We start from the raw sequence: 18,579 nt of genomic DNA, 5'->3' as shown, positions 1-18,579 counted from the left end.
TTGAATGCTTGCGTCCCCGATCTCAACCAACAAGCCGTATCTTGGTACGATGCGGCAAAGGAAGAGGTCGGCACTGTAGTGAGGGCAGCCAGAGAATACAATTTGCGTCCGAGCAATACAACCGAACAAAAATTGATTGAAGCAGCCGATAATGCTGCCAGTCGCTTGGAGGATATTGCTCGCAAGATTGAAAAGTTAATCGCCGATAACAAGAGTCGCAATGCCCGACGAGCGCAGAGAATACTGACTGATATTCGCGAAGATTTGCTAGTAGAAGTTGGCGGTTACAAAAATAAAGTTTATCAATAGCTGAATGCTAGTTTCTATTTGCTATCTGGCTCAATTGCTTGTTCGGGATAAAGTTGCTCGTCATTTGTTACTTTGTACCACCAATAACCATCGGGAATGTCAGGATGACGGCTGCTATCGTCGAGATCGAACCAGCGACGCACAATGTGAGTTGAGCGTTCTTCACCATTCCAGTAGAGAATAACTGACTGATACATCTGAAATTTTGGGGAGCGGACTTGAATTTTTTCTGTGCTATTCATCCCGAATCGAGTTAATAGAATTTTTTAAAGCTTATACTTCAAGCACTTCTTTCTTCTTCTCGCCCTGCGTAAGTGACGATCGCGTTTATCTCCTCTTCTTCTTCTTTAAGTGCTTGGTATAGCTGCCAATTTTGTTGCAGATTCAACCAAAACTCTGGGCTGTTGCCAAAGAATTTCGACAGCCGCAATGCCGTACTTGGTGTCACGCCGCGCTTGCCATTCACCAACTCGTTGACTCGCTGATAAGGAACGTGGATGTTGTTAGCTAAATCCTGCTGAGTCAGTCCTAGTGGTTCTAGAAAATCTAGCAGCAAGATTTCTCCTGGGTGTGTAGGAGGGCGATATTGGGGGATTTTCATCTATTGATACCTCAACTGCAAACATTTAATGATAATCAACAATTTCAACTGAATCCGCTCCTTGTTCCAACCAGACAAAGCAAATTCGAGGCTCAGTCGTTGATGCGAATACTATATTGACCTGCTCGCCCGCCTTGCAGGGCTTCTAACTTGTTACCTGGTGGAACTCTCAAGTCGTTTAAAGATACAGCGGCATTGAGTTGATCCAACTTTCTACGTGCTACAGCCCACAGGTTAATCGGACAAGTTTTTCGTGCTGCTTTTGAGTCACTACCATCAAAAATCTCTTCCGTGCCTCGATCTTTGAATGAAACAATCATGAGCGCGATCGCTGAGTGCTAACATAATAACACGGATAATATGCTAAATGGAGCTAAAGATTACCGATCTCGCGAGTGCTTTTTGGCAGTTTGGGGTTATACATTAATAAATTGAGCAGGTCTTCATTAGATTACGCGACTAAACCTTACTACACCTAGACAGGACAAAAAGACCTGCTCAATTTATTTTTGTAAGGATGCTTGGGCAATTTTGACTTGAACTCATCAATCGATTCCGAATCTTATGCTGTTTGACTTTGAACCGCTGGTGTATCGAGTTGCGAGCATTTCCAAACTCTTCTGGCAGGAGTATATAAACTATTTTGAAGATGCTCGGACGATGGTGAGAGTAGGAACTAGCAAGCTGTTTGCCTTTCCCAGTTTTACTCTAGAAGTTTTTCATCGACTTTACTACGAGAGCGAACCAGAGGAGCTAGACCCACCACCACCCGAAAGTGCTTGGGCAATTTTATTGCATCGGGAGTTTCAACAGCTCATCGGCTGTGACGAGCTGGTGGAGCAGTGTCAAGGCAACCAACTAGCAGCAGGACTGGCAACGGTAGAGTATTGCCGTCAAGTGTACGAGCGACTGCCACCACCCATGCCTCGATTCTCCAATCCACAACAGTATCGGGAGCTAATTAGGCAGCTGAAGCATCAGCCTGAAGTTCCGCCATCTGAGGCATTGAAGCAGATGTTGACTTCTCCTCAAACAACTACTTCCCCAACTGGGTTGCAACTACCCAAAACTCGACAGCAACAGGAACGATCTCTGTGGTTGAGGCAGATGATTGAAGATAGTGGCGATCGCTCAGATGAACTAATCCAACTCATACAACAGGAGGGAAAACAAGCTGTATGGCAAGCCCAACAATATGCAAATAGTCTTGATGAAACGCAAGTACGGCAAATGCTCAGGGCTGCCCTGAACGCCGCCGATGAAAAATTGAGCGAGGCAACTGGGTGGTTGGAGATGCTGGGCTTGAGCTGGGGAAATGAAATGGGTGGAGAACGGAGCGTCTCTAGCGCCGAAAAAATGGCGCTAGCTCAGAAGATAGCAGGTCATGCCAAGCTCAAGCAGATCGCTGTTGTTGCCGGACGTTTGCAACAGACTGCCGAGCGCAAGCGCCGCAGCCAAGCTCTAGATGCTTTTGGGGAAATAACAACGATTCAGTTAGGAGATAACTTGTCACGGTTGTTGCCCAGCGAACTCCAGAAACTCTCTACTCCCGATCTGTTTCCTCTGTTTGCGCTCTCCTATTACGATCGCTCTCTACTGCAATACAAGACGAGAGGGAAGGAGAAGCAATGTAAAGGACCGTTGGTGGTGTGCTTGGATTCTTCTGGCTCGATGGATGGATTACCTGACACTTGGGCGAAAGCAGTAACGGCAGTGTTAGGACAAATTGCTCGCCGAGAGGGACGGCATTTGCGAGTCATCCACTTTGCAACTAGAGTTTGTCGAGTTGATGATTTTCCACCCCACCACCATGATTTTTCTCGACTGCTGGAGTCGATGCTAGCTTTTTATAATGGTGGCGGCACTGCTTGGGAGCCAGCAATATTATCTGCTACCGAATGTATTGAGCGGCAACAACAGTTCAAAAGAGCAGATATTGTCATGGTTACAGATGGCAGATGTGACGTGAAACGGGATTTTTTAGAGCAGTTAAAAATCAAGAAGCAACAGCGAGAATTTAATATTTATGGAGTCTTAATTGGTGGTGCGAGCGATCGGCTCCTTAAGCAGTTTTGCGATCGCATCTGGGTTGTTAAAGATCTTGTTAGTGATGAGGTAGCGATTGAGGAGCTGTTCTTGCTGTAGTCCAGCTTCGACAGCCGCCGTGTACTAGGTGTAATCTTCCCCCCTCCTCAAATCCAATCAATTTTTAGCTTTGCTTTTTACTTCTGGCTCCCCGCGAAGTTGTCTTGCGCCTAGTCGCCCCACTAGAAGAGGATTTGCGTCTAGCAGAAGTAGTGGTAGAAGATCTGCGTTTTGTAGTTGGTTGGGCAGTAGGTTCTGGCTCTGGTTGGGGCGATCGCTCTTCGGGTATGGGTGCGGTTGTTTGGGGTGATGCTTCAGGCTGTGACTTCTGTTTTGTCGTCGTTCTGGTCGCAGTTTTGCCGTTCTTGGCGGGCTTTGAAGTCTTGGCAGTCGTCTTACCTGGGGAGGCAGATTTAGTAGTAGCTGCTGGCTCTACTGTCGTAACTTCCGCCTCTGTGCTTGGTTGGGTAGACGGCTGGCTGGTCTGTTTTGGCGTGGCTTTGGATTTTGGTGTTGCAGCTACATTTGGCTGTTTCTTGGCTTGGCGCTGTGTTGTTGACTTGACAGAAGACGCGCGTTTTTGTGTTGTGGAGTCAGAAGACTTGCTCTTTGGCTTCGATGCTTTAGATCGACTGCTTGATGATGGCATTTGGGGTTCGGATACTTGAGTGGGGAGTTGTAACTCAACAGCGAACGCGCCTTTAGTCTCGGCTGTGACGATCGCGAGCGTCATTTCTTGTTCGCGATCGTGCTGCTCGAATTCGGTTTGGAGGCTGGGTAGTCCCATTTGTCTAGATAGTCGAGGAATTTGGCTCGATTTGAGAAATCTTGCTTCCATCTGTGCGACTTCTCCAACTGGGTAGTAGTTGACTACCAACACCCCTGCTCCCTGAGAATCAGCCATTTCTCGGTAATATTTAGCCAAGCTAGGTAGATCGGCACTAACTAACTGCTTTAACTGTTGCGAAGAATCCATCAAAAAATCAGCTCAACACCAGAAGATTTATCTTACATCTACAATAACTGCCGATTTCATACTTTTGACGCTCTCGTTCTAGAAAAAAGTTGATGGAACAGTCAGCCTGGTTTTTCTGATTGAGGGAACACGGATACGAGAACGAAAGTCATTCGGCTGGTGTTGCAAATAGATACAAAAAGTGTGGAATTTATTCAAGTCGTGGATTGGCAAACCAGACAGAAGTGGGAACTGCCAAGGATGGGAGAGGGGAGTTACCTGCGATGGCTAGTCGAGCGAGGATATGACTTGGTAGAGCAACAGCAGCGCTCGTAGGGGAGAAATTGAGATTTACCGAGTCACAGGCAGTCAAACGCATGCAGTTTACTTCCCGTTTTTAGTGGAATTGGACGTAGAGTGTTTGTTAGTTGAGATTCCAACCGAGAACGAAGTCCGAGAAATCATTGCCAACGTGCGGCAACGCTGGAAGCAATTGTCAGCGGACGTTGAGTGAGGCTTATGTATCTAGTGAATCAGATAGTGCTTTTATGAGTCGCTCTACTAAGGCGATCGCATGTTGCTTTGCATAGAGCGTGCTAGTCGATCGCAATCGCGACCAAATTGCTCCTCAGTCATGCCAGGATAAACGGCTACATAATAAGTCCCTGGCAGCGGACAGTTGAGAGATGCTGGTGCTTCGTTTGGGTGTTGTCTACCGCCGCTGAAGGGAATTATTGTACCGCTCTGAATTATCTGTGGAGGCGCAGCCGAAGGGTTATTGGTGGGATATGCGATCGCTGAGTAAACATGGGTACTCTAAAATAGGGAGGCTTGACACCTTTTTTCATAAATTAGACTGTAAACCCCAGGGAAAGTGTATGGAGATTTCTCAGCAACGTTTGCATAAGCTAGAGATCGGAAAGCTCAAGAATATCAAAGATGTTTGTATCTCATTTGAGGTGAAAAATATAACTGGTATCCTGGGTCCGAATGGTTATGGAAAATCAACCGTTCTTCATGCGTTAGCCTGTTGTTTTCAACCACTGAATGAAGATCGAGAAGACTATAAATTTAGTAATTTTTTTCCACCACATCCTGATGCACTATGGGAAGGTAGTGAGCTACGCATAGTTCACACTTATCGACAAGGTTCTCAACTACATGAAAATGTAGAGAAGCCTTACGGGAAAAGTAGCGATCGATGGAAACCAATATACAAAAGACGACCCACGAGAAACGTTCACTACTTCGGTGTAGATAGTTGTGTTCCACTTATCGAAGCGGAGAAACGGAATGTAAAAATTAATTACTCAACTAGCAAGGTAAGCGAAGATATCATAAATATAATACTAGAGAAGGCATCATATTGCCTTAATAGGCAGTACACAGCTTACAACATTCATGACCCTGGTAGAGGTAAAAAGTTTATTGGTGTTGAAGCTGAGGGAATAAGATATTCTGCCTTGAGTATGAGTGCTGGCGAGCAAAAAATATTTTTACTGCTGGAGAAAATTTTTAGAGCCAACAAATATAGTCTTATCTTAATAGATGAACTCGATCTGCTATTGCATGACTCAGCAATGAAGAATTTAATTAAAGTTATTTCTGAAAGAGTGCAAAGTCATCATCTTCAAGTGGTGTTCACGACCCATAGAGAATCAATTATTGAATTATCAAATCTCATCAATATAAGACATATTTTTGGTACGTCAGAAAAAACCCTTTGCTTTAATGAGACAAAACCGGATGCAATAAATCGATTAACGGGGAGTCAACCTAAGTTAATCGAAGTATTTGTTGAAGACGATCTTGCTGTAGCAATAGTCAAAAAAGTTGCAGGTCAATTAGGTATTTGTAGACATATTTCGGTGCAGAGATTTGGTGCAGCCATAAATTGTTTTACAATTTTGGCTGGACTACTCCTACGCGGTGAAAGTTGCGAAAATAGTGTCTTTCTATTGGATGGAGATGTCTATAAAACTAAACGAGAACAAGATGAACGGTTAAAGGCTGTTTTAACTGGGGATGATGAGAACGCAAAATCACTTCGGCAAGCTAGTTATGAAAAAATAAAATGCTTAAATCTTCCAGAAGATATTAAACCTGAAAAGTATATTCATAGTATCATTATTAAGTTAGATAAAATGACTAGTGATGAATACAGCGAGATTATCGAAGTAGCACAACAAATCGTGGTTGTTGATGATAGTCATAAGTATGTAGATGATATTATAGATAGGCTTGGTTGGGATAGAGGGGCTGGATTATCAAAAATAATTGACTTAGTAAGCTCTACTCAAGAATGGACTAATTATGTTGCCGATGTGAAAGATTGGCTAACCTCAAAAAAAGTATTGGTTCAAGAGATTGCCTAGAAAGCAGTTTAACAAACCACTGTATTGGAACGGAGCTTTAATTTACCTGTTGAGTTGCATGAGTTGCAAAAGTTATCTCCATCTGGTAAGTTTAGTCGTTAGATTGCCTTTACCCTTGCATTGGAGCAGCCGATTTATTTTTTGTTTGGTACAGTAAGGTCTTCAGGTTATCTCTTATGAAGCTACGTGCCTGGTTACAATACTCAGACAGGGAAAAACCTCCTTACAATCCCACCAAAGGTACTACAATCACCATTGAAGGGTTTTGGCAAAATGAGTCAAGTGAATTTGACTCCCTAGATTGGCGACGCGAAGAATGGCTGATTCACTCCGCTCTTGTTCCAGCCGAGCAGCTAAATATGGCTGCTTGTGAGATCGCGTCACCTCACGATCTAACTTTTGAAATGGGCTGGAATTCTAAGGATCGATTTAGTTTTGGGGACTATTCTCAGTATGGAGAGATTCAACTCTACGCACTAGCTCAATTAGTTAAGCATCCGATTAGCCAGGATTTCTCTATTGAGTTAAGTCGTGAGTTTGTTACCTATCATGCTTTGCAAAAAAGAAATCCATCTCAGTACTATCATCCAATAGATAATATTCTAGTTGCTGAAACTAACCTCGATTCTCATAAAACTTACGATCCAACAGCTAGGGTAATCATCCATCGTGATTATTTACGAGATTTTCTAGCAGCGTTAGGCATGGGATTGTTAATCTCTGTAATTGCTGAGCGTTTTGCAAATGTAGCAATAGAAGAAGCACTTAAGTTCGCTCAAATCGAAGACGAGAAAATTGATGAATTCACTTGGATTTCAACAAATATACATACTCCTGAATTTACTCGTCATGATTACTTTCGTGGACGTTCTACTATACGTCGCAATTTTATAATTGAGCCTTATGATAGACCTAAGTTTGAGCGTAGTCCTTGGTATTATTTTGGAGAAAAACTAGTACAGGAATCCGAACTGCCAAGCTTTATAGTCAACGATGAAGGTAAAAGACAGCCTCTGCCGAAGGATACCTATCTTGGAAACTACATTAATAGTGGTATTGGTAACTTTGGATATTTGTATTTTCGCCCAGAGGTTTTACAAAAGTATCTGCATATTCCTGGGTACAGTGTATTTTTTCACATGCGAAACTGGGGAGTAGCCTCCTTACCTGGTGATAGGGGTACGATTGATGTGGGGATTAATTCTCAAGGCTTGGTTAACGCCTTTGCTCCTGATATTGCTGATTTAAGTCTTGCAGAGCAAGCTTACTGGGCATCATTTTCTTCACTACCAAGCGGCGAGATATGTGAAGAGATGTTTCAAACTAGGATGCAACAGAATCCACCCCACTCACCTGGAGTAGTTGATTTGATTCGAGATGCTCGCTCTCAACTTAATGCTCATTTTAAGCATCAAGTCTCTATCGATTTATTTAGCGATACAGAGCCAAGTAAACAAGAGCTACGTAGATTAAGTGTGGGACCAGTCAGCAACCAATTCATAGAGGTTCTTGAACTCGCAAAACTTCTCTATGAATGGGTCATTGAAACAATGCAGATTGAACCGCTTCGTAATACTTTAAGTGCTTTAGGAGGCGCAGTAGACAAGAATTTAAGACAGATAAAACTTCTAGAAAAGATTCTAATGGCTAAAGGATTAAACGAAACACAAACTCGCTCCATAGCGGCTCCTTTGGTTAGTTTAAATAAACTCCGAATAGGTTCGGCACACATTGGTAGTCCTGAACTAGAGCCTGTTTTTCAGTTGATGGGAGCGTCAACTATGCCCGAAACGCCAAGAGCAGGATGGAGTCTTTGTGTTGAAACTGTTGTAAATTGTTTGTGTTCAATTGCCGATACTTTGCAAACATAGTCGGCAATCTAATAACAATTCGGTTGGAGCAGACTGCTGAAAACCACTGGTGTAGACGCAACGGTTTTTTGCAGCTACTTAACCGCACCGCTGACAAGCAAATTACTGTCAATTAAACAATCGAGCTACTTTGAGAAAAGCTGGCAGCATGGCTTTTGTGCTTGCACCTTGTTTTAGTTCAACCTCCAGTTCAATCAACCAAACCATAGCAGTAGCCAAGGCTTTGATAGAGGCAGCTGCAACATTTTTTTAAGGTAGTAGAGACACATCTATTTCCCAGGAGCGCTTCGCGCATTTGAACTGTTCGGTCTAAGCGCGATCGCCCCTACTAACCACAGAAATCAATGTAGACGCTCGAAAAGACAATATCATCAAGCAGTGCCGACACATCCTGACACAGAGATAGCTCTCTGATCTAGTGGTGGAGATTTTTTTTGCAGCAAACGTATTTTTGAGCATCAACCTTTGGCAACTGAGCTACCATAACGCTAGTACATTAGTTTCTTACTATCACACATAGGTTACTAGATCGGTGCGGTTGCTCTTGCTAGTCACAAATGAGTGGTGTCTGGTGGAGATAGCGATCGTCGGTGAGTTGCTGTAGAACGAAAGCAGCCACATCCGCCCGCGAGATATGACTCGCAGTTACACCCGTTAAATCTGTTAAGACCCGATAACTTCCTTTCGCAGGTTGATTTGTCAGGAATCCTGGACGAACAATAATCCAATCCAAATTACTGGAGCGGATCTCCGCTTCCTGGCGGTCTTTGTCGTCATAGATTCGCTTGAGCACTAGCGGCAAAATCAACTTGTCGTAGAGCCATCCGCCATGTCCTTTCATGTCCTCAGCACCAATTCCGGTAATGCAAACTAAACGCTTGACGTTATAATGCTGCATTGCCCCAAGTAGGTTTTTTGTGCCCGTTGAAAACAGCGTCACGGGTTCGAGACTAATTTTCTTCGTTCCTAATGAACTAATAACTGCTGTTGCTACACGGCAGTTAAGAGTGATTTGGCTATCTAGCACGTCACCCTTGACGGTTCGCAGAGCACCGATGGGTAGGAGCGATTGTCCCAGAGCTAACTGTTAGGAGCGACTTTATCTTTAAACAACTTGCCAGCGGCGAAGACGGGAACGCGAGTGGCTCTGATCTGCATTTTCTCACCAGTTTTGGGATTGCGCCCTTCCTTGGCTTGCCGTTGACGTGGTTCAAAGGAACCAAAACCGACTAGAGAAACTTTATCGCCACTGGAGACGACTTCCACGATCGTCTCAGTTATCGCACTGAGGATAGTATCGGCTTCTCTTTTGGTCACATTAGTTTTAGATGCGATCGCATCAACGAGTTCGGTTTTATTCATAGTAATTGTGGCTCAACACACCGCCGCCATTGTAGTGTAGAAAAAAGATGATGGCAATTGTAGCACCGTAAACTTCATACATAAAAGTAAAAATTTTCTGAAATTTGATTTGTTCACTAACATCTGGATGCCAGATTTAGGGGGGAAGATGAGAGGAGCGATCGCGCAACACGATCGCAATTACTCCATGACGATCTGCCACAGCTATGTACAGCTTTCCTCGCTCCCAACGCCGTCGTGCAAGGAGATGGGTATTGATGCTCGACCCCAACTCCAGCTATTAGCAAGTCAAATCTACTTATCGTCTACTTTGCAACGAATGGCATCCGACCTCAATTCTAACAACCACGACTACGGCAATTATGCAGGCAGTTAACAGAGCTTAAGAACAGTTTGAGCAAGAACAATTTCTACCCCAACGCGATTAAATACGGTTAATCGTTTTTAACTTTCATGGCGATAAACTTTCATGGCGATAAAGCGGCTTAGTTTAACTTTCCCCCGCTACTCGCTACTCACATTTCCTAATCTGCAGGAGAGATACTTGGTAGTACAATAAGCTTGCTTGACAAATTTAGCAAGCTCGATATACTTAATATATGAATCAAGAAGTCAGCAAGTTAGGTTCGTTTCTAGCCTCTGCTCGTCAGCATCGAAAGTTAACGCTACGTGCCGTTGAAACTGCAACGGGGATTTCTAATGCCTATCTCAGCCAGTTAGAGACGGGCAAAATTCGTTCACCTTCTCCAGTTATGCTACGTAAGCTCAGCGATCTTTATGGCATTCCCTATACAATCATTTTGGAACTTGCTGGGTATCCAGTGCCGGACAGTGGAAAGCTAGATTCATCACTTACGGATATCGCTGCTAGATTGGGGCCAGTTACTTCTGAAGAAGCAGATGAACTAGCCGATTACCTCAATTATCTGCGATCGAAACAAAACAAGCGAAAACGTTAATTATGTGGTCTTTATCTGCGGCAAAAACGTTCAAAAGATGCCAACGGCAGTGGTACTACAAAAACTGCCTTAGCAATGCGTTGGCAAAAGATCCTCTCCGCCGTAAGACTTACTTGCTGAGTAAGCTGCACAGTATTAGTTCTTGGCGAGGTAGTATTGTAGACTCTGTAATTAGTGAATTTATTGTTCCTACGTTAAGAACAAAACAAATTCCTTCGCTTGCAGCTACTAAACAAAAAGCTACAGAGATGTTTGAGCGACAACTCAAATTTGCTCGACAACATCTCTTATATCAGCCAGGACTTTCTCCCTCTAAAGTAGGCTCTGACTTTGCTGTATTTCATTGTATGGAATACAGTGGAGAGATTCCGGAGACAGAAATAGAAAATGCAAGAGGAGAGATTGATCGAGCATTAGAAAACTTATTTTCTAGACCTGAAGTTTGGTCGGAGCTGATCGGCGCTCAGTATCTTGTTTGTCAGCGTCCTCTGTCATTTTTACATACTGGCGAAACAGTTAGAGCTGTACCTGACCTTATTGCTTTTTATTCTAATAAACCCCCATTAATTATTGATTGGAAAGTTCACTTTTTAGGAGTTTATCGCTCTTGGAAGCAGCTTGGAATCTATGCACTAGCTTTAATGCGGGGCAACCCGCACAAAGATTTTCCAATTTTGTCACAGTGGGAAGTTACAGACCTTCAACTTTGGGAGGTACAGTTACTAACAAATCAGCTGCGACGTTATGGACTGAATGAAATGCGTGTTGCTGAAATTGATAATTTCATGGCTGAAAGTATCAGTGCAATACAGCTAATTGTGGGAGATACAAAAAAGGCAACACTCGATCCAACAGAATTGTTGACAGCCACCTCTCCTGAAACCTGTCAGACCTGTAACTATCAATCAATTTGCTGGGAGTCCGCGTAATGGGTATTGAAAGTAATGTTTTTCCATTCTTAAACCTTTCCGAGCTTTCAACCCAATACCGACTGTATGAAATCAAGGGACTTAAGCGCCATGCTGAGTACTATCAGAATCGGCAGAACTTGATCCATCGATTGAGCAATCAGTTAAAACATCCTGTCACCATCGTAGAACTCGATGAAAAACCCTACTTGGTTGTTGCTGCTGATGCACCAGAACCTCCAGAACACTACCAAATTGTTCGAGGGATCGTGTATTTCGTATCAACGGGTAATATCTTAACCCTAGATTATTCGTTACGTACTCCACAAAATGATGAGATTTGCTTGCGTTTCCTTCACTTCATGGTGCAATCTGCTCTTTTTGGAAATGCACAACTATGGCAACCCAGTGCTGGAGAACCATTTTTTGAAAAGACCCCGCATCAAATTTTTGATTCGCTCTCGCTATTTCGAGGATTTTCAGTGCGTCCAGTCTTGACTGAGAGTGGAGGTATTGGACTCTGCGTAGATATTCAACATAAATTTATCAGTATAGAACCACTACCCAAATATTTAACAGAACAAGCATTTCAGCAATACAAAGCTAAACATTGCATTTACCACTATGGACATCAATGGTATGAAATTCAATTAAGCGAGGTTTCTGATTTAAATGTTACGGAAGCAATGATTTCAGATGAAAATAATTCGATTTCTTTACTTGACTACGCCATTAAGTATTGCCGTAAGCCAATTCCAGAAGACTTGGCATCCATAGCTCAAGATGCAGCAGTCGTGCATTATTTCAATAATCAGAACGTAGATCGGATGGCGATCGCAGCGTTATGCCACTTGGTCTATGACACAGCAAATCCTGTGACTCAGAAGTATCATCCATATACTATCCTAAAACCTCACATTCGCTATTCTGCAATTCATCAACTAGTTGAGAGATATCTTCAACGAATAAAATTTGGTAATATTGTGCTTAAAGTTGCTAGTACACCTGAAAAAACTTCACTGGCAGCGTTTACACTTCCAGATTACCGTTTTGGAAATAACTATCGGTTGTCGTTGCGGGGAACCACTGGAGCAACCCAGACAACTTTGGAGCAAGTTGGACAGAAAAGATTAGAACTGCTGCGTAGTCCAAATGCTGGAGTATTTGTGCAAGAACAATTCGATCGCCAATATCTCTTGCTTCCTCAAACTGTCGGGGATAGTTTTGGGTTGAAGTTTATTCAGGATCTCAAAAAGGCTGTTGACCAACTCTATCCAGCAGGCGGAGGCTACAAACCTCAAGTAATCTATTACCCAGATCGGGGCTTCCGAACCTATGTCGAGCAAGGCAGAGCTATTCTGAAAACCGTGCAGGATTATCAACTTCAGCCAGGTTACGGGGTTGTGATGCTGCATCGCACTCCTACACTCCCACGTCAACACGATCCTCTCTCTGCTCTAGTTGTGAGGGAACTGAAAAACTATGAGCTATACGTGGCTACAATTCACTCAGCTATGGGGCAAGAGTGCTATGAGTTACGGTACAACGAGCATAGTCAGCCATTCTATACTGCTCGCAACCAGAAGCACGGCAAACTACAAGGCTATCTTCGTGCTGTTGCCTTGAATAAAGTATTACTCACTAATGAGCGATGGCCATTTGTACTGGATACGCCATTGCACGCAGATATCACGATTGGAATCGATGTCAAACATCACACAGCAGGTTACATTACGATCGACAAGGATGGAAGTCGAATTCGGACGCTACCACCAATTACTTCTAAACAGAAGGAGCGGTTATCTAGTAGTCAAGTTAAAGCTTGTTTGATTGAGATTTTGACGAAAGAAGTAGAGCAAGCAGCATATCCACTTCTACACATTGTCATTCATCGTGATGGACGGATTTATGAATGCGAGATCGAAGGAGCTAAACAGGCAATTGCAGCTTTGAAGAAACAGGGAATTCTATCTGAAGGTGCTGCTTTGACAATTCTGGAAATCTCTAAATCTGCTCCAGCTTCCCTACGATTATTTGATGTTATCGATAAGAAAAAACCGTTACCTTTCGTGCAAAATCCTCAAATTGGTTACTATTATATCACTAACAATGATGGATATCTCTGCTCAACAGGGCGACCTTTTTTAAAGCAAGGAACAGTTAAGCCTTTACGTGTCAAGTATATCGAAGGTAAGTTACCTTTTGAGCAATGTTTAGAAGATGTTTACTACTTAACAGCTTTAACTTGGACGAAGCCCGATGATTGTAGCCGTTATTCAATCACGACAAAAATTAACGATCGGAGGCTGAGTGAAGACGCTAGTGAATACGATGAAGATGCGTTGCGATTCGATCACCAAGAAGATATAGAGTCCGAAGATATCTCTGACGAAAAGATTGATGGCGAGACAGCCAGCGAGGAAGCAAACATATGAGTACGATTGGATTATATTCTACTTTGTATACTCGACTTGCAGAATGTGCTGAACTTTTGGATCGAACTCTAATTCACCTTAAACAACGACAGCAGGCAGCTATTTCCGATCAGCAAAGACAGTTGGGGCAGATTTTAGTTAGTTTAGCGCAGTCCTCAAAGGGACTAGATGCCCAGTTATTAGCTGTTTTGCTGCAAGACAGTCCAAAAAATAGCCTTTCTGAATGGAGCCAGCTTGGTCAGATACTTTTATCAAACCAAATCACTCAGATTGAGATAATAAAACTCGAAAAACTAGCAAAAATATTGGAGTACGAGCGGGCAAATACCTTTGCTCGGATGAGAGGTAGTAATGCTTGATATCTATCTTTCAGGTGCAATACCACAAATGATTGAGCGAGGGAGAGTGCTAACAGCGAGCATTCCCAGAGATCTTCCCAGAGATTACGATGCATTGCGGGCAACTTGCAAACAGCAAGTTGATGAAGCAATTCATAAATTACAGATGTTGCAATCCATTGTTAATGATGCCTGTGGCTTAGAACACCTGCGAGCATTCAAGAGAATCGTAGCGGAGATGGATCTAATCGAAACAGTTGGAATAGCTTCATTGAGTCGAGCATTAAAGGCAGATCATCGGTTAAATGTTCTAATTGACAAGATTGCGCGAGAAATTCAGTATCCTCGACTTATTCCAACAGTTACAACTCTGTCTCAGAACTACTTTTGCATTTATCCTTCTTTCAATCTGCTTTGTATTCCTTTGCTTGAAGGTAATTTCTTGCTACATTTGCCAGATTTATATCATGAGCTAGCACATCCTTTCTTTACCGAAAAGAACGACCCCGTTTTGGAGCCGTTTCAAAGCCATTACGAGAGCGCAATTATGGAGGTGCTCTATCACTTTGAAAATGAAAAAACCAAAACAGAGTATCGTCGCGGTCCCCAGCATTTCTACGATCTACTTCACACTTGGCAAAAATCATGGATTAAATTTTGGCTAGAGGAGTTTTTTTGTGATTTGTATGGAGTTTACACGTTAGGTCCCGCATTTGTTTGGTCGCACCTACACTTAGTAATCAAACGTGGTGGCGATCCTTACCAATTGTCACTTCTGCGAGTTACATCACACCCATGCGATCATGCACGAATGACTGCTATGCTTTGTGCGCTGAACTTGTCTGGATTTCAGGAGATAACCGAACAGATTCAGCAGAAGTGGGTTACATTTCTCGAACAAATTGAAGCCCAACCAGAACCCGAATACCATCGCTGCTATCCAACTAACCTGATTGAGACAGTTGCAGATAACGCTTGGAATGCGGTGAAAGAAATCCAAGCTCGAATTGCCACCCCTACGACTCAAGATCGCATCCATAGCTTGTTAAATCAGGCATGGCAGCAGTTTTGGCAGAATTCATCAATGTACATTGATTGGGAAAAGCAAGCAATTGAAACACTTTTGGCTGAGTGCGATCGCCAATAGCGACAGGCTTACATGGGATGTAAATAGCAAATAAACAGAAAGTATCTCTAAAGCTAAAATGCTTACATAATAAGTATTTTAGCCATTCGATCTCGGTGACTCCTATTGAAGTTATTGTTCAATTTCAAAATTTAACTACTTGCTTCGGAGCGCGATGTTTTTGTTCGATTCCTACTTATACCCCTACTCCAAAATCTGTGCGTCACTTTCTTCCCCAACTGCACGGTAGTAGGCAGCGATCGCGCTCGATTGTTCCCCACGCAAAGTATAGCGTCGAAAAGCTTTCTCGCTCTGATGTTGAGTCTGTTTCCTAGCGTAAGTCGGATCGACATCCATGAGTAATAACTCAGTGCTGTAGGTGTGACGGAACGAGTGTGGATGAAGCTGGGGAAATGCTGCCAACTCGCCGATTTTTTCTATAGCAAAGTAGATGCCGTGGTAGCTCAATCGCTCTCCTTTACGAGTTGCGTGATGCGACAGAATTAAAGGGCGATCGCTCGATACTTCCTCTCCCTGTTCTTTGCACCAGGATAAATACCTGTTGAGTGCATCGCGATTCTGTTTTCGCAACAGCACTAGTCGCGGCTCGTTTGTCTTCGTGTCTGCCACGAATCAACCTGTCAACAAATGCACTTGCACTACATTGAGACTGACAATTTCTCCCGCCCGCAAGCCGTGACTCAAGATGTGGAGTAAAGCTAGATCCCGCTGTCGGGTCTCGCCCAGATAATCGGTTGCCACCCAAATTCGCGCTCACTTCCTCGGCTGTCAAACTCTGGGCAGGGGGTAGAGGAATCTTCTCTAGATTGACACTAGCAGTTGAATTGATAGCAAGTATGTCAGAATAAATCAAACTTATCTTTCATACCGACGAGTGTACATAGCATCACTGGCTTTCGCTACCAACGATCTTTTTGTCTTGGGTGTTTCTAGGTAGATGCGATCGCCCTCAATCCGCAGCAACCTCCAAGTACAGCCTTGTTTTGCCCAAGCTAAATGTATCTGCTTACCAATAAAATTAGCAAGTTGTTCTTTTGGAATTGGTAGCATTACCAATTGTGCTTTTTGTTGCTGATATCGCTTCATAACTAAATTCTCTCCAATTAAAATAATTCCCTCCTACTAGAGGTAAGAGGGAAAAAAATATTCGGTGCAACCATCACTGTGTTGAATGCAAATAGCTTAGAGAAGGTTTCGGATAATATCGTTTGGCGTTTTTTTATTCCAGCTAGAAATGGGAACGAGGTCGCTGACAGGATATCGTTTAGCTTTTTTATCGTGTAGCAGTATGAGTTGGTTGCGGATGTCTTCTGGGAAGTGTTTTGATTTGTGACTGACGGCATCGCTGTTGAAGGGGCTGCTCCAGAATAGATTCCAGGCTTCAACAATATTTTGTGAATTGCACTGAGGTACTAAATTGTTGCCAAAGCAGATACTTCCTTCTCCCATGACATTAGGTAGGGGAGCTGCGTACAAATTGCCTGCTGGATCGAATGCTCTACCTTTCATTGCCCAAATGTAGTAAGTTCTACCAATTCCTACGAATAGCAAAGCAGGTAAAGTCACGGCAAGTTGCAAAGATTGATTATTTACATTTTGGAGCAGAATGTTGTATTTTTGCGGCGGGAAATAAAGCAAAATCCATTCACCATTTTTACCTTGACCCCATCTGACAATATTATTTGACAACCATCCTGAATCGATAGCTGGCGTGCTGAATGCCGCAGCGACAGCTTCAGGCGAAACTGGTTTGTATTCAACACCATCTTGAGCTTTGCTCACGAAGATGTATTGCCCGCGTAAAATGAGCAAATGTCCTAAAATTTCATCCTCTGGAACGGTATGGGCAATGGTACGAGCGATCGCCATAGCTGATAGCTGCGGTAGTTGCAGCATGGCTGGGGTTGTAGGTACTGTTGTATTAGTTAAATTCTCTGTTCCTACTTCTGAAGTAGCTATAGAAATTTCTGATGCTTGAATCATGGTTTTGATGGAGTAGCGCAGTTCCAGAGTCCAAAGGCGGCTTTTCTATGGGCGACATCGCGCTCAATCCATTCACCTAGTGCTGCGGCTTTGTCCCAATAGCTGTTGGCAATCTTCCATTGCTCGGCTAGAAACATGATATTTTCGTAAGTCCAAGGCAGGCTCTCGCAAACTTCCGTGCTGACATCGCACCAGATACAGCCAGTGCTTTTGTCAATCAGGGCGATCGCGTCGGATAAATAGCACAGAGGATGCGGTTGTTCGGCGCACAGTTGTTGGAACCGCTCTAGATCGATTGTGTCGGCACGAGGCAACTGTTCGGGAGTAAAACCAAACTTCTGTTCCCAAACTTCCAAGTCGTAACCAAATCCGAGCAGCGAGAGTAAGAATTGGTCACAGTCTTCTAGGTCTTCTAGATCTTCATACCACCAATCATTGGTTTTAGGTAGGATTGGTATTTCGTACTCTCTTGAGGTAGTAGTTTCAAATTCCTCCCATAATTCTATGGCGAAAAGTTGTTCGTTGACTAAGTGTAAAAATTCGATTTCTTTGTCGCAGTAAACGCTATCAAACGTGCGTCGATCTAGTGGAATTTTAGATGCTTGCCACTCTTGAGGAAAAACCTGTTGGTAGAGATGGAGAAGTTGAGTTTTACAAGCTAAATCTTGCAGGTATTCGAGAGCATCGGTAATGCTTACAGGGGTGCGGTATTGCAGAATTTGTTGGCTAAAAGATGACAGCGATGCTGATACTACGTGCATACACGATGGATATTATGCAGCCATTGTTTGGCTGCACGTTTAACTTAGATGAGTTTAGGCGTAATTCGAGCAGGGGTAGCAGGGGCACGACACAGGTTTAGATTCGCGCTAGCGATCGCCACTTCCCACTTTTGACCGTTAGTATATGCTGCTTCAATCTGCGGCTGTAAAGCAATCAAAGCAGTTATATCTAAATCTTTTTGCAGCTTTAATTGTTCGATCTGCCAAGCTAGCGACAAAGCCGGATTGAGCTGCGGTGGTGCAGCACAAAGTTCCTGGCAAACTGCTGCAACAGAACCTTTAGTTCCCGCACGTTTGAGCATTTGAATGCGTACCGTATCGCCCTGAGTTTGGCGTTGAATTTCAGCATTTGCCAGTTGGGGCATATAGGCGGCAATGGTGGTGCGGAGAACATCATCGTTGGCTGCAATGGTTTCATCTAGAGGAGTTTCTTGACCTTCGATAACCAAGACGTATTTCATATCGGTGT

At 43.4% G+C, this 18,579-nt stretch carries 21 protein-coding genes and 2 pseudogenes; 11 read left to right on the top strand and 12 right to left on the bottom strand.

The genetic code is table 11. The features are described 5' to 3' along the window. Positions 1-309 (top strand): annotated as a pseudogene (locus tag DSM107010_RS39265) (AAA family ATPase); the annotation flags it as partial. A 14-nt stretch (positions 310-323) separates the two neighbouring features. Here DSM107010_RS39265 and DSM107010_RS00790 read toward each other — a convergent pair. The 3 genes and pseudogenes from DSM107010_RS00790 to DSM107010_RS00780 form a co-directional block, all read right to left on the bottom strand. After that, positions 324-551, bottom strand: a complete 228-nt coding sequence (locus tag DSM107010_RS00790; RefSeq protein ID WP_106166327.1) for a hypothetical protein — start codon at positions 549-551, stop codon at positions 324-326. A gap of 38 nt (positions 552-589) precedes the next feature. Further along, the gene (locus DSM107010_RS00785) at positions 590-910 is read right to left on the bottom strand and encodes a HigA family addiction module antitoxin (protein ID WP_106166328.1); all 321 of its coding nucleotides are present in this window, start codon (positions 908-910) and stop codon (positions 590-592) included. A 25-nt stretch (positions 911-935) separates the two neighbouring features. After that, positions 936-1,230 (bottom strand): annotated as a pseudogene (locus DSM107010_RS00780) (type II toxin-antitoxin system RelE/ParE family toxin). A gap of 244 nt (positions 1,231-1,474) precedes the next feature. Between DSM107010_RS00780 and DSM107010_RS00775 the strand changes: the two are divergent. Beyond that, positions 1,475-3,055, top strand: coding sequence for a vWA domain-containing protein (locus tag DSM107010_RS00775; RefSeq protein ID WP_106166329.1), 1,581 nt, complete (start codon positions 1,475-1,477; stop codon positions 3,053-3,055). A gap of 64 nt (positions 3,056-3,119) precedes the next feature. Here the strand turns inward: DSM107010_RS00775 and DSM107010_RS00770 are convergent, their stop codons facing one another. After that, positions 3,120-3,974 carry a hypothetical protein gene (locus DSM107010_RS00770; protein WP_206751808.1) on the bottom strand — a complete coding sequence of 285 codons (855 nt, stop codon included), beginning with the start codon at positions 3,972-3,974 and terminating at the stop codon, positions 3,120-3,122. 156 nt (positions 3,975-4,130) lie between these two features. On the opposite strand from DSM107010_RS00770, the gene DSM107010_RS38065 reads away from it, so the two are divergent. From DSM107010_RS38065 to DSM107010_RS00760, 3 genes are all read left to right on the top strand, one after another. Further along, positions 4,131-4,286, top strand: coding sequence for a hypothetical protein (locus DSM107010_RS38065; RefSeq protein WP_158631711.1), 156 nt, complete (start codon positions 4,131-4,133; stop codon positions 4,284-4,286). A 542-nt stretch (positions 4,287-4,828) separates the two neighbouring features. Further along, positions 4,829-6,325 carry an AAA family ATPase gene (locus tag DSM107010_RS00765; protein ID WP_106166345.1) on the top strand — a complete coding sequence of 499 codons (1,497 nt, stop codon included), beginning with the start codon at positions 4,829-4,831 and terminating at the stop codon, positions 6,323-6,325. A gap of 176 nt (positions 6,326-6,501) precedes the next feature. After that, positions 6,502-8,196: a hypothetical protein gene (locus DSM107010_RS00760; RefSeq protein WP_106166331.1), complete on the top strand. Its 1,695-nt coding sequence runs from the start codon at positions 6,502-6,504 to the stop codon at positions 8,194-8,196. A gap of 547 nt (positions 8,197-8,743) precedes the next feature. Here the strand turns inward: DSM107010_RS00760 and DSM107010_RS00755 are convergent. Both DSM107010_RS00755 and DSM107010_RS00750 read right to left on the bottom strand, forming a co-directional pair. Further along, entirely contained in the window at positions 8,744-9,244 is a 501-nt protein-coding gene (locus tag DSM107010_RS00755) for an NAD(P)-dependent oxidoreductase (protein ID WP_258183824.1), read from the bottom strand. Between the two features lie 32 nt (positions 9,245-9,276). Next, a complete protein-coding gene (locus tag DSM107010_RS00750; protein ID WP_106166333.1) occupies positions 9,277-9,558 on the bottom strand; it encodes an HU family DNA-binding protein in 282 nt (93 codons plus the stop codon). Between the two features lie 109 nt (positions 9,559-9,667). On the opposite strand from DSM107010_RS00750, the gene DSM107010_RS00745 reads away from it, so the two are divergent. The 6 genes from DSM107010_RS00745 (at position 9,668) to DSM107010_RS00720 (ending at position 15,345) form a co-directional block, all read left to right on the top strand. After that, positions 9,668-9,934, top strand: coding sequence for a hypothetical protein (locus tag DSM107010_RS00745; RefSeq protein ID WP_127022090.1), 267 nt, complete (start codon positions 9,668-9,670; stop codon positions 9,932-9,934). 223 nt (positions 9,935-10,157) lie between these two features. Continuing rightward, a complete protein-coding gene (locus DSM107010_RS00740) occupies positions 10,158-10,517 on the top strand; it encodes a helix-turn-helix domain-containing protein (RefSeq protein ID WP_106166334.1) in 360 nt (119 codons plus the stop codon). Positions 10,518-10,519: 2 nt separating this feature from the next. Next, positions 10,520-11,446: a PD-(D/E)XK nuclease family protein gene (locus tag DSM107010_RS00735; RefSeq protein WP_106166335.1), complete on the top strand. Its 927-nt coding sequence runs from the start codon at positions 10,520-10,522 to the stop codon at positions 11,444-11,446. Then, entirely contained in the window at positions 11,446-13,860 is a 2,415-nt protein-coding gene (locus DSM107010_RS00730) for a Piwi domain-containing protein (protein ID WP_106166336.1), read from the top strand. The genes DSM107010_RS00735 and DSM107010_RS00730 overlap by 1 nt, the downstream gene beginning before the upstream one ends. Further along, entirely contained in the window at positions 13,857-14,219 is a 363-nt protein-coding gene (locus DSM107010_RS00725; protein WP_106166337.1) for a hypothetical protein, read from the top strand. Before DSM107010_RS00730 ends, DSM107010_RS00725 begins: the two co-directional genes overlap by 4 nt. Continuing rightward, on the top strand, positions 14,212-15,345 hold the full coding sequence (locus DSM107010_RS00720) for a hypothetical protein (RefSeq protein ID WP_106166338.1): 1,134 nt from the start codon (positions 14,212-14,214) through the stop codon (positions 15,343-15,345). The genes DSM107010_RS00725 and DSM107010_RS00720 overlap by 8 nt, the downstream gene beginning before the upstream one ends. Before the next feature lie 183 nt (positions 15,346-15,528). Here the strand turns inward: DSM107010_RS00720 and DSM107010_RS39260 are convergent, their stop codons facing one another. From DSM107010_RS39260 to DSM107010_RS00695, 6 genes are all read right to left on the bottom strand, one after another. Then, the gene (locus tag DSM107010_RS39260) at positions 15,529-15,954 is read right to left on the bottom strand and encodes a site-specific integrase (protein WP_199755336.1); all 426 of its coding nucleotides are present in this window, start codon (positions 15,952-15,954) and stop codon (positions 15,529-15,531) included. 3 nt (positions 15,955-15,957) lie between these two features. After that, complete coding sequence (locus DSM107010_RS41915) at positions 15,958-16,086, bottom strand: hypothetical protein (RefSeq protein WP_258183823.1); 129 nt, start codon at positions 16,084-16,086, stop codon at positions 15,958-15,960. Positions 16,087-16,200: 114 nt separating this feature from the next. After that, positions 16,201-16,431 carry a hypothetical protein gene (locus DSM107010_RS00710; RefSeq protein ID WP_106166339.1) on the bottom strand — a complete coding sequence of 77 codons (231 nt, stop codon included), beginning with the start codon at positions 16,429-16,431 and terminating at the stop codon, positions 16,201-16,203. 96 nt (positions 16,432-16,527) lie between these two features. Further along, positions 16,528-17,328: a hypothetical protein gene (locus DSM107010_RS00705; RefSeq protein ID WP_106166340.1), complete on the bottom strand. Its 801-nt coding sequence runs from the start codon at positions 17,326-17,328 to the stop codon at positions 16,528-16,530. Next, positions 17,325-18,089, bottom strand: coding sequence for a hypothetical protein (locus DSM107010_RS00700; RefSeq protein WP_106166341.1), 765 nt, complete (start codon positions 18,087-18,089; stop codon positions 17,325-17,327). Before DSM107010_RS00700 ends, DSM107010_RS00705 begins: the two co-directional genes overlap by 4 nt. A 44-nt stretch (positions 18,090-18,133) precedes the next feature. Continuing rightward, entirely contained in the window at positions 18,134-18,571 is a 438-nt protein-coding gene (locus DSM107010_RS00695) for a hypothetical protein (protein ID WP_106166342.1), read from the bottom strand. Between the last annotated feature and the right edge of the window lie 8 nt (positions 18,572-18,579).

It is taken from the genome of Chroococcidiopsis cubana SAG 39.79 (genome assembly GCF_003991895.1).
GTDB classification, from domain to species: domain Bacteria; phylum Cyanobacteriota; class Cyanobacteriia; order Cyanobacteriales; family Chroococcidiopsidaceae; genus Chroococcidiopsis; species Chroococcidiopsis thermalis.
Note: the sequence above shows the minus strand (reverse complement) of the source record. Positions and strands in the feature narration are given on the sequence as shown.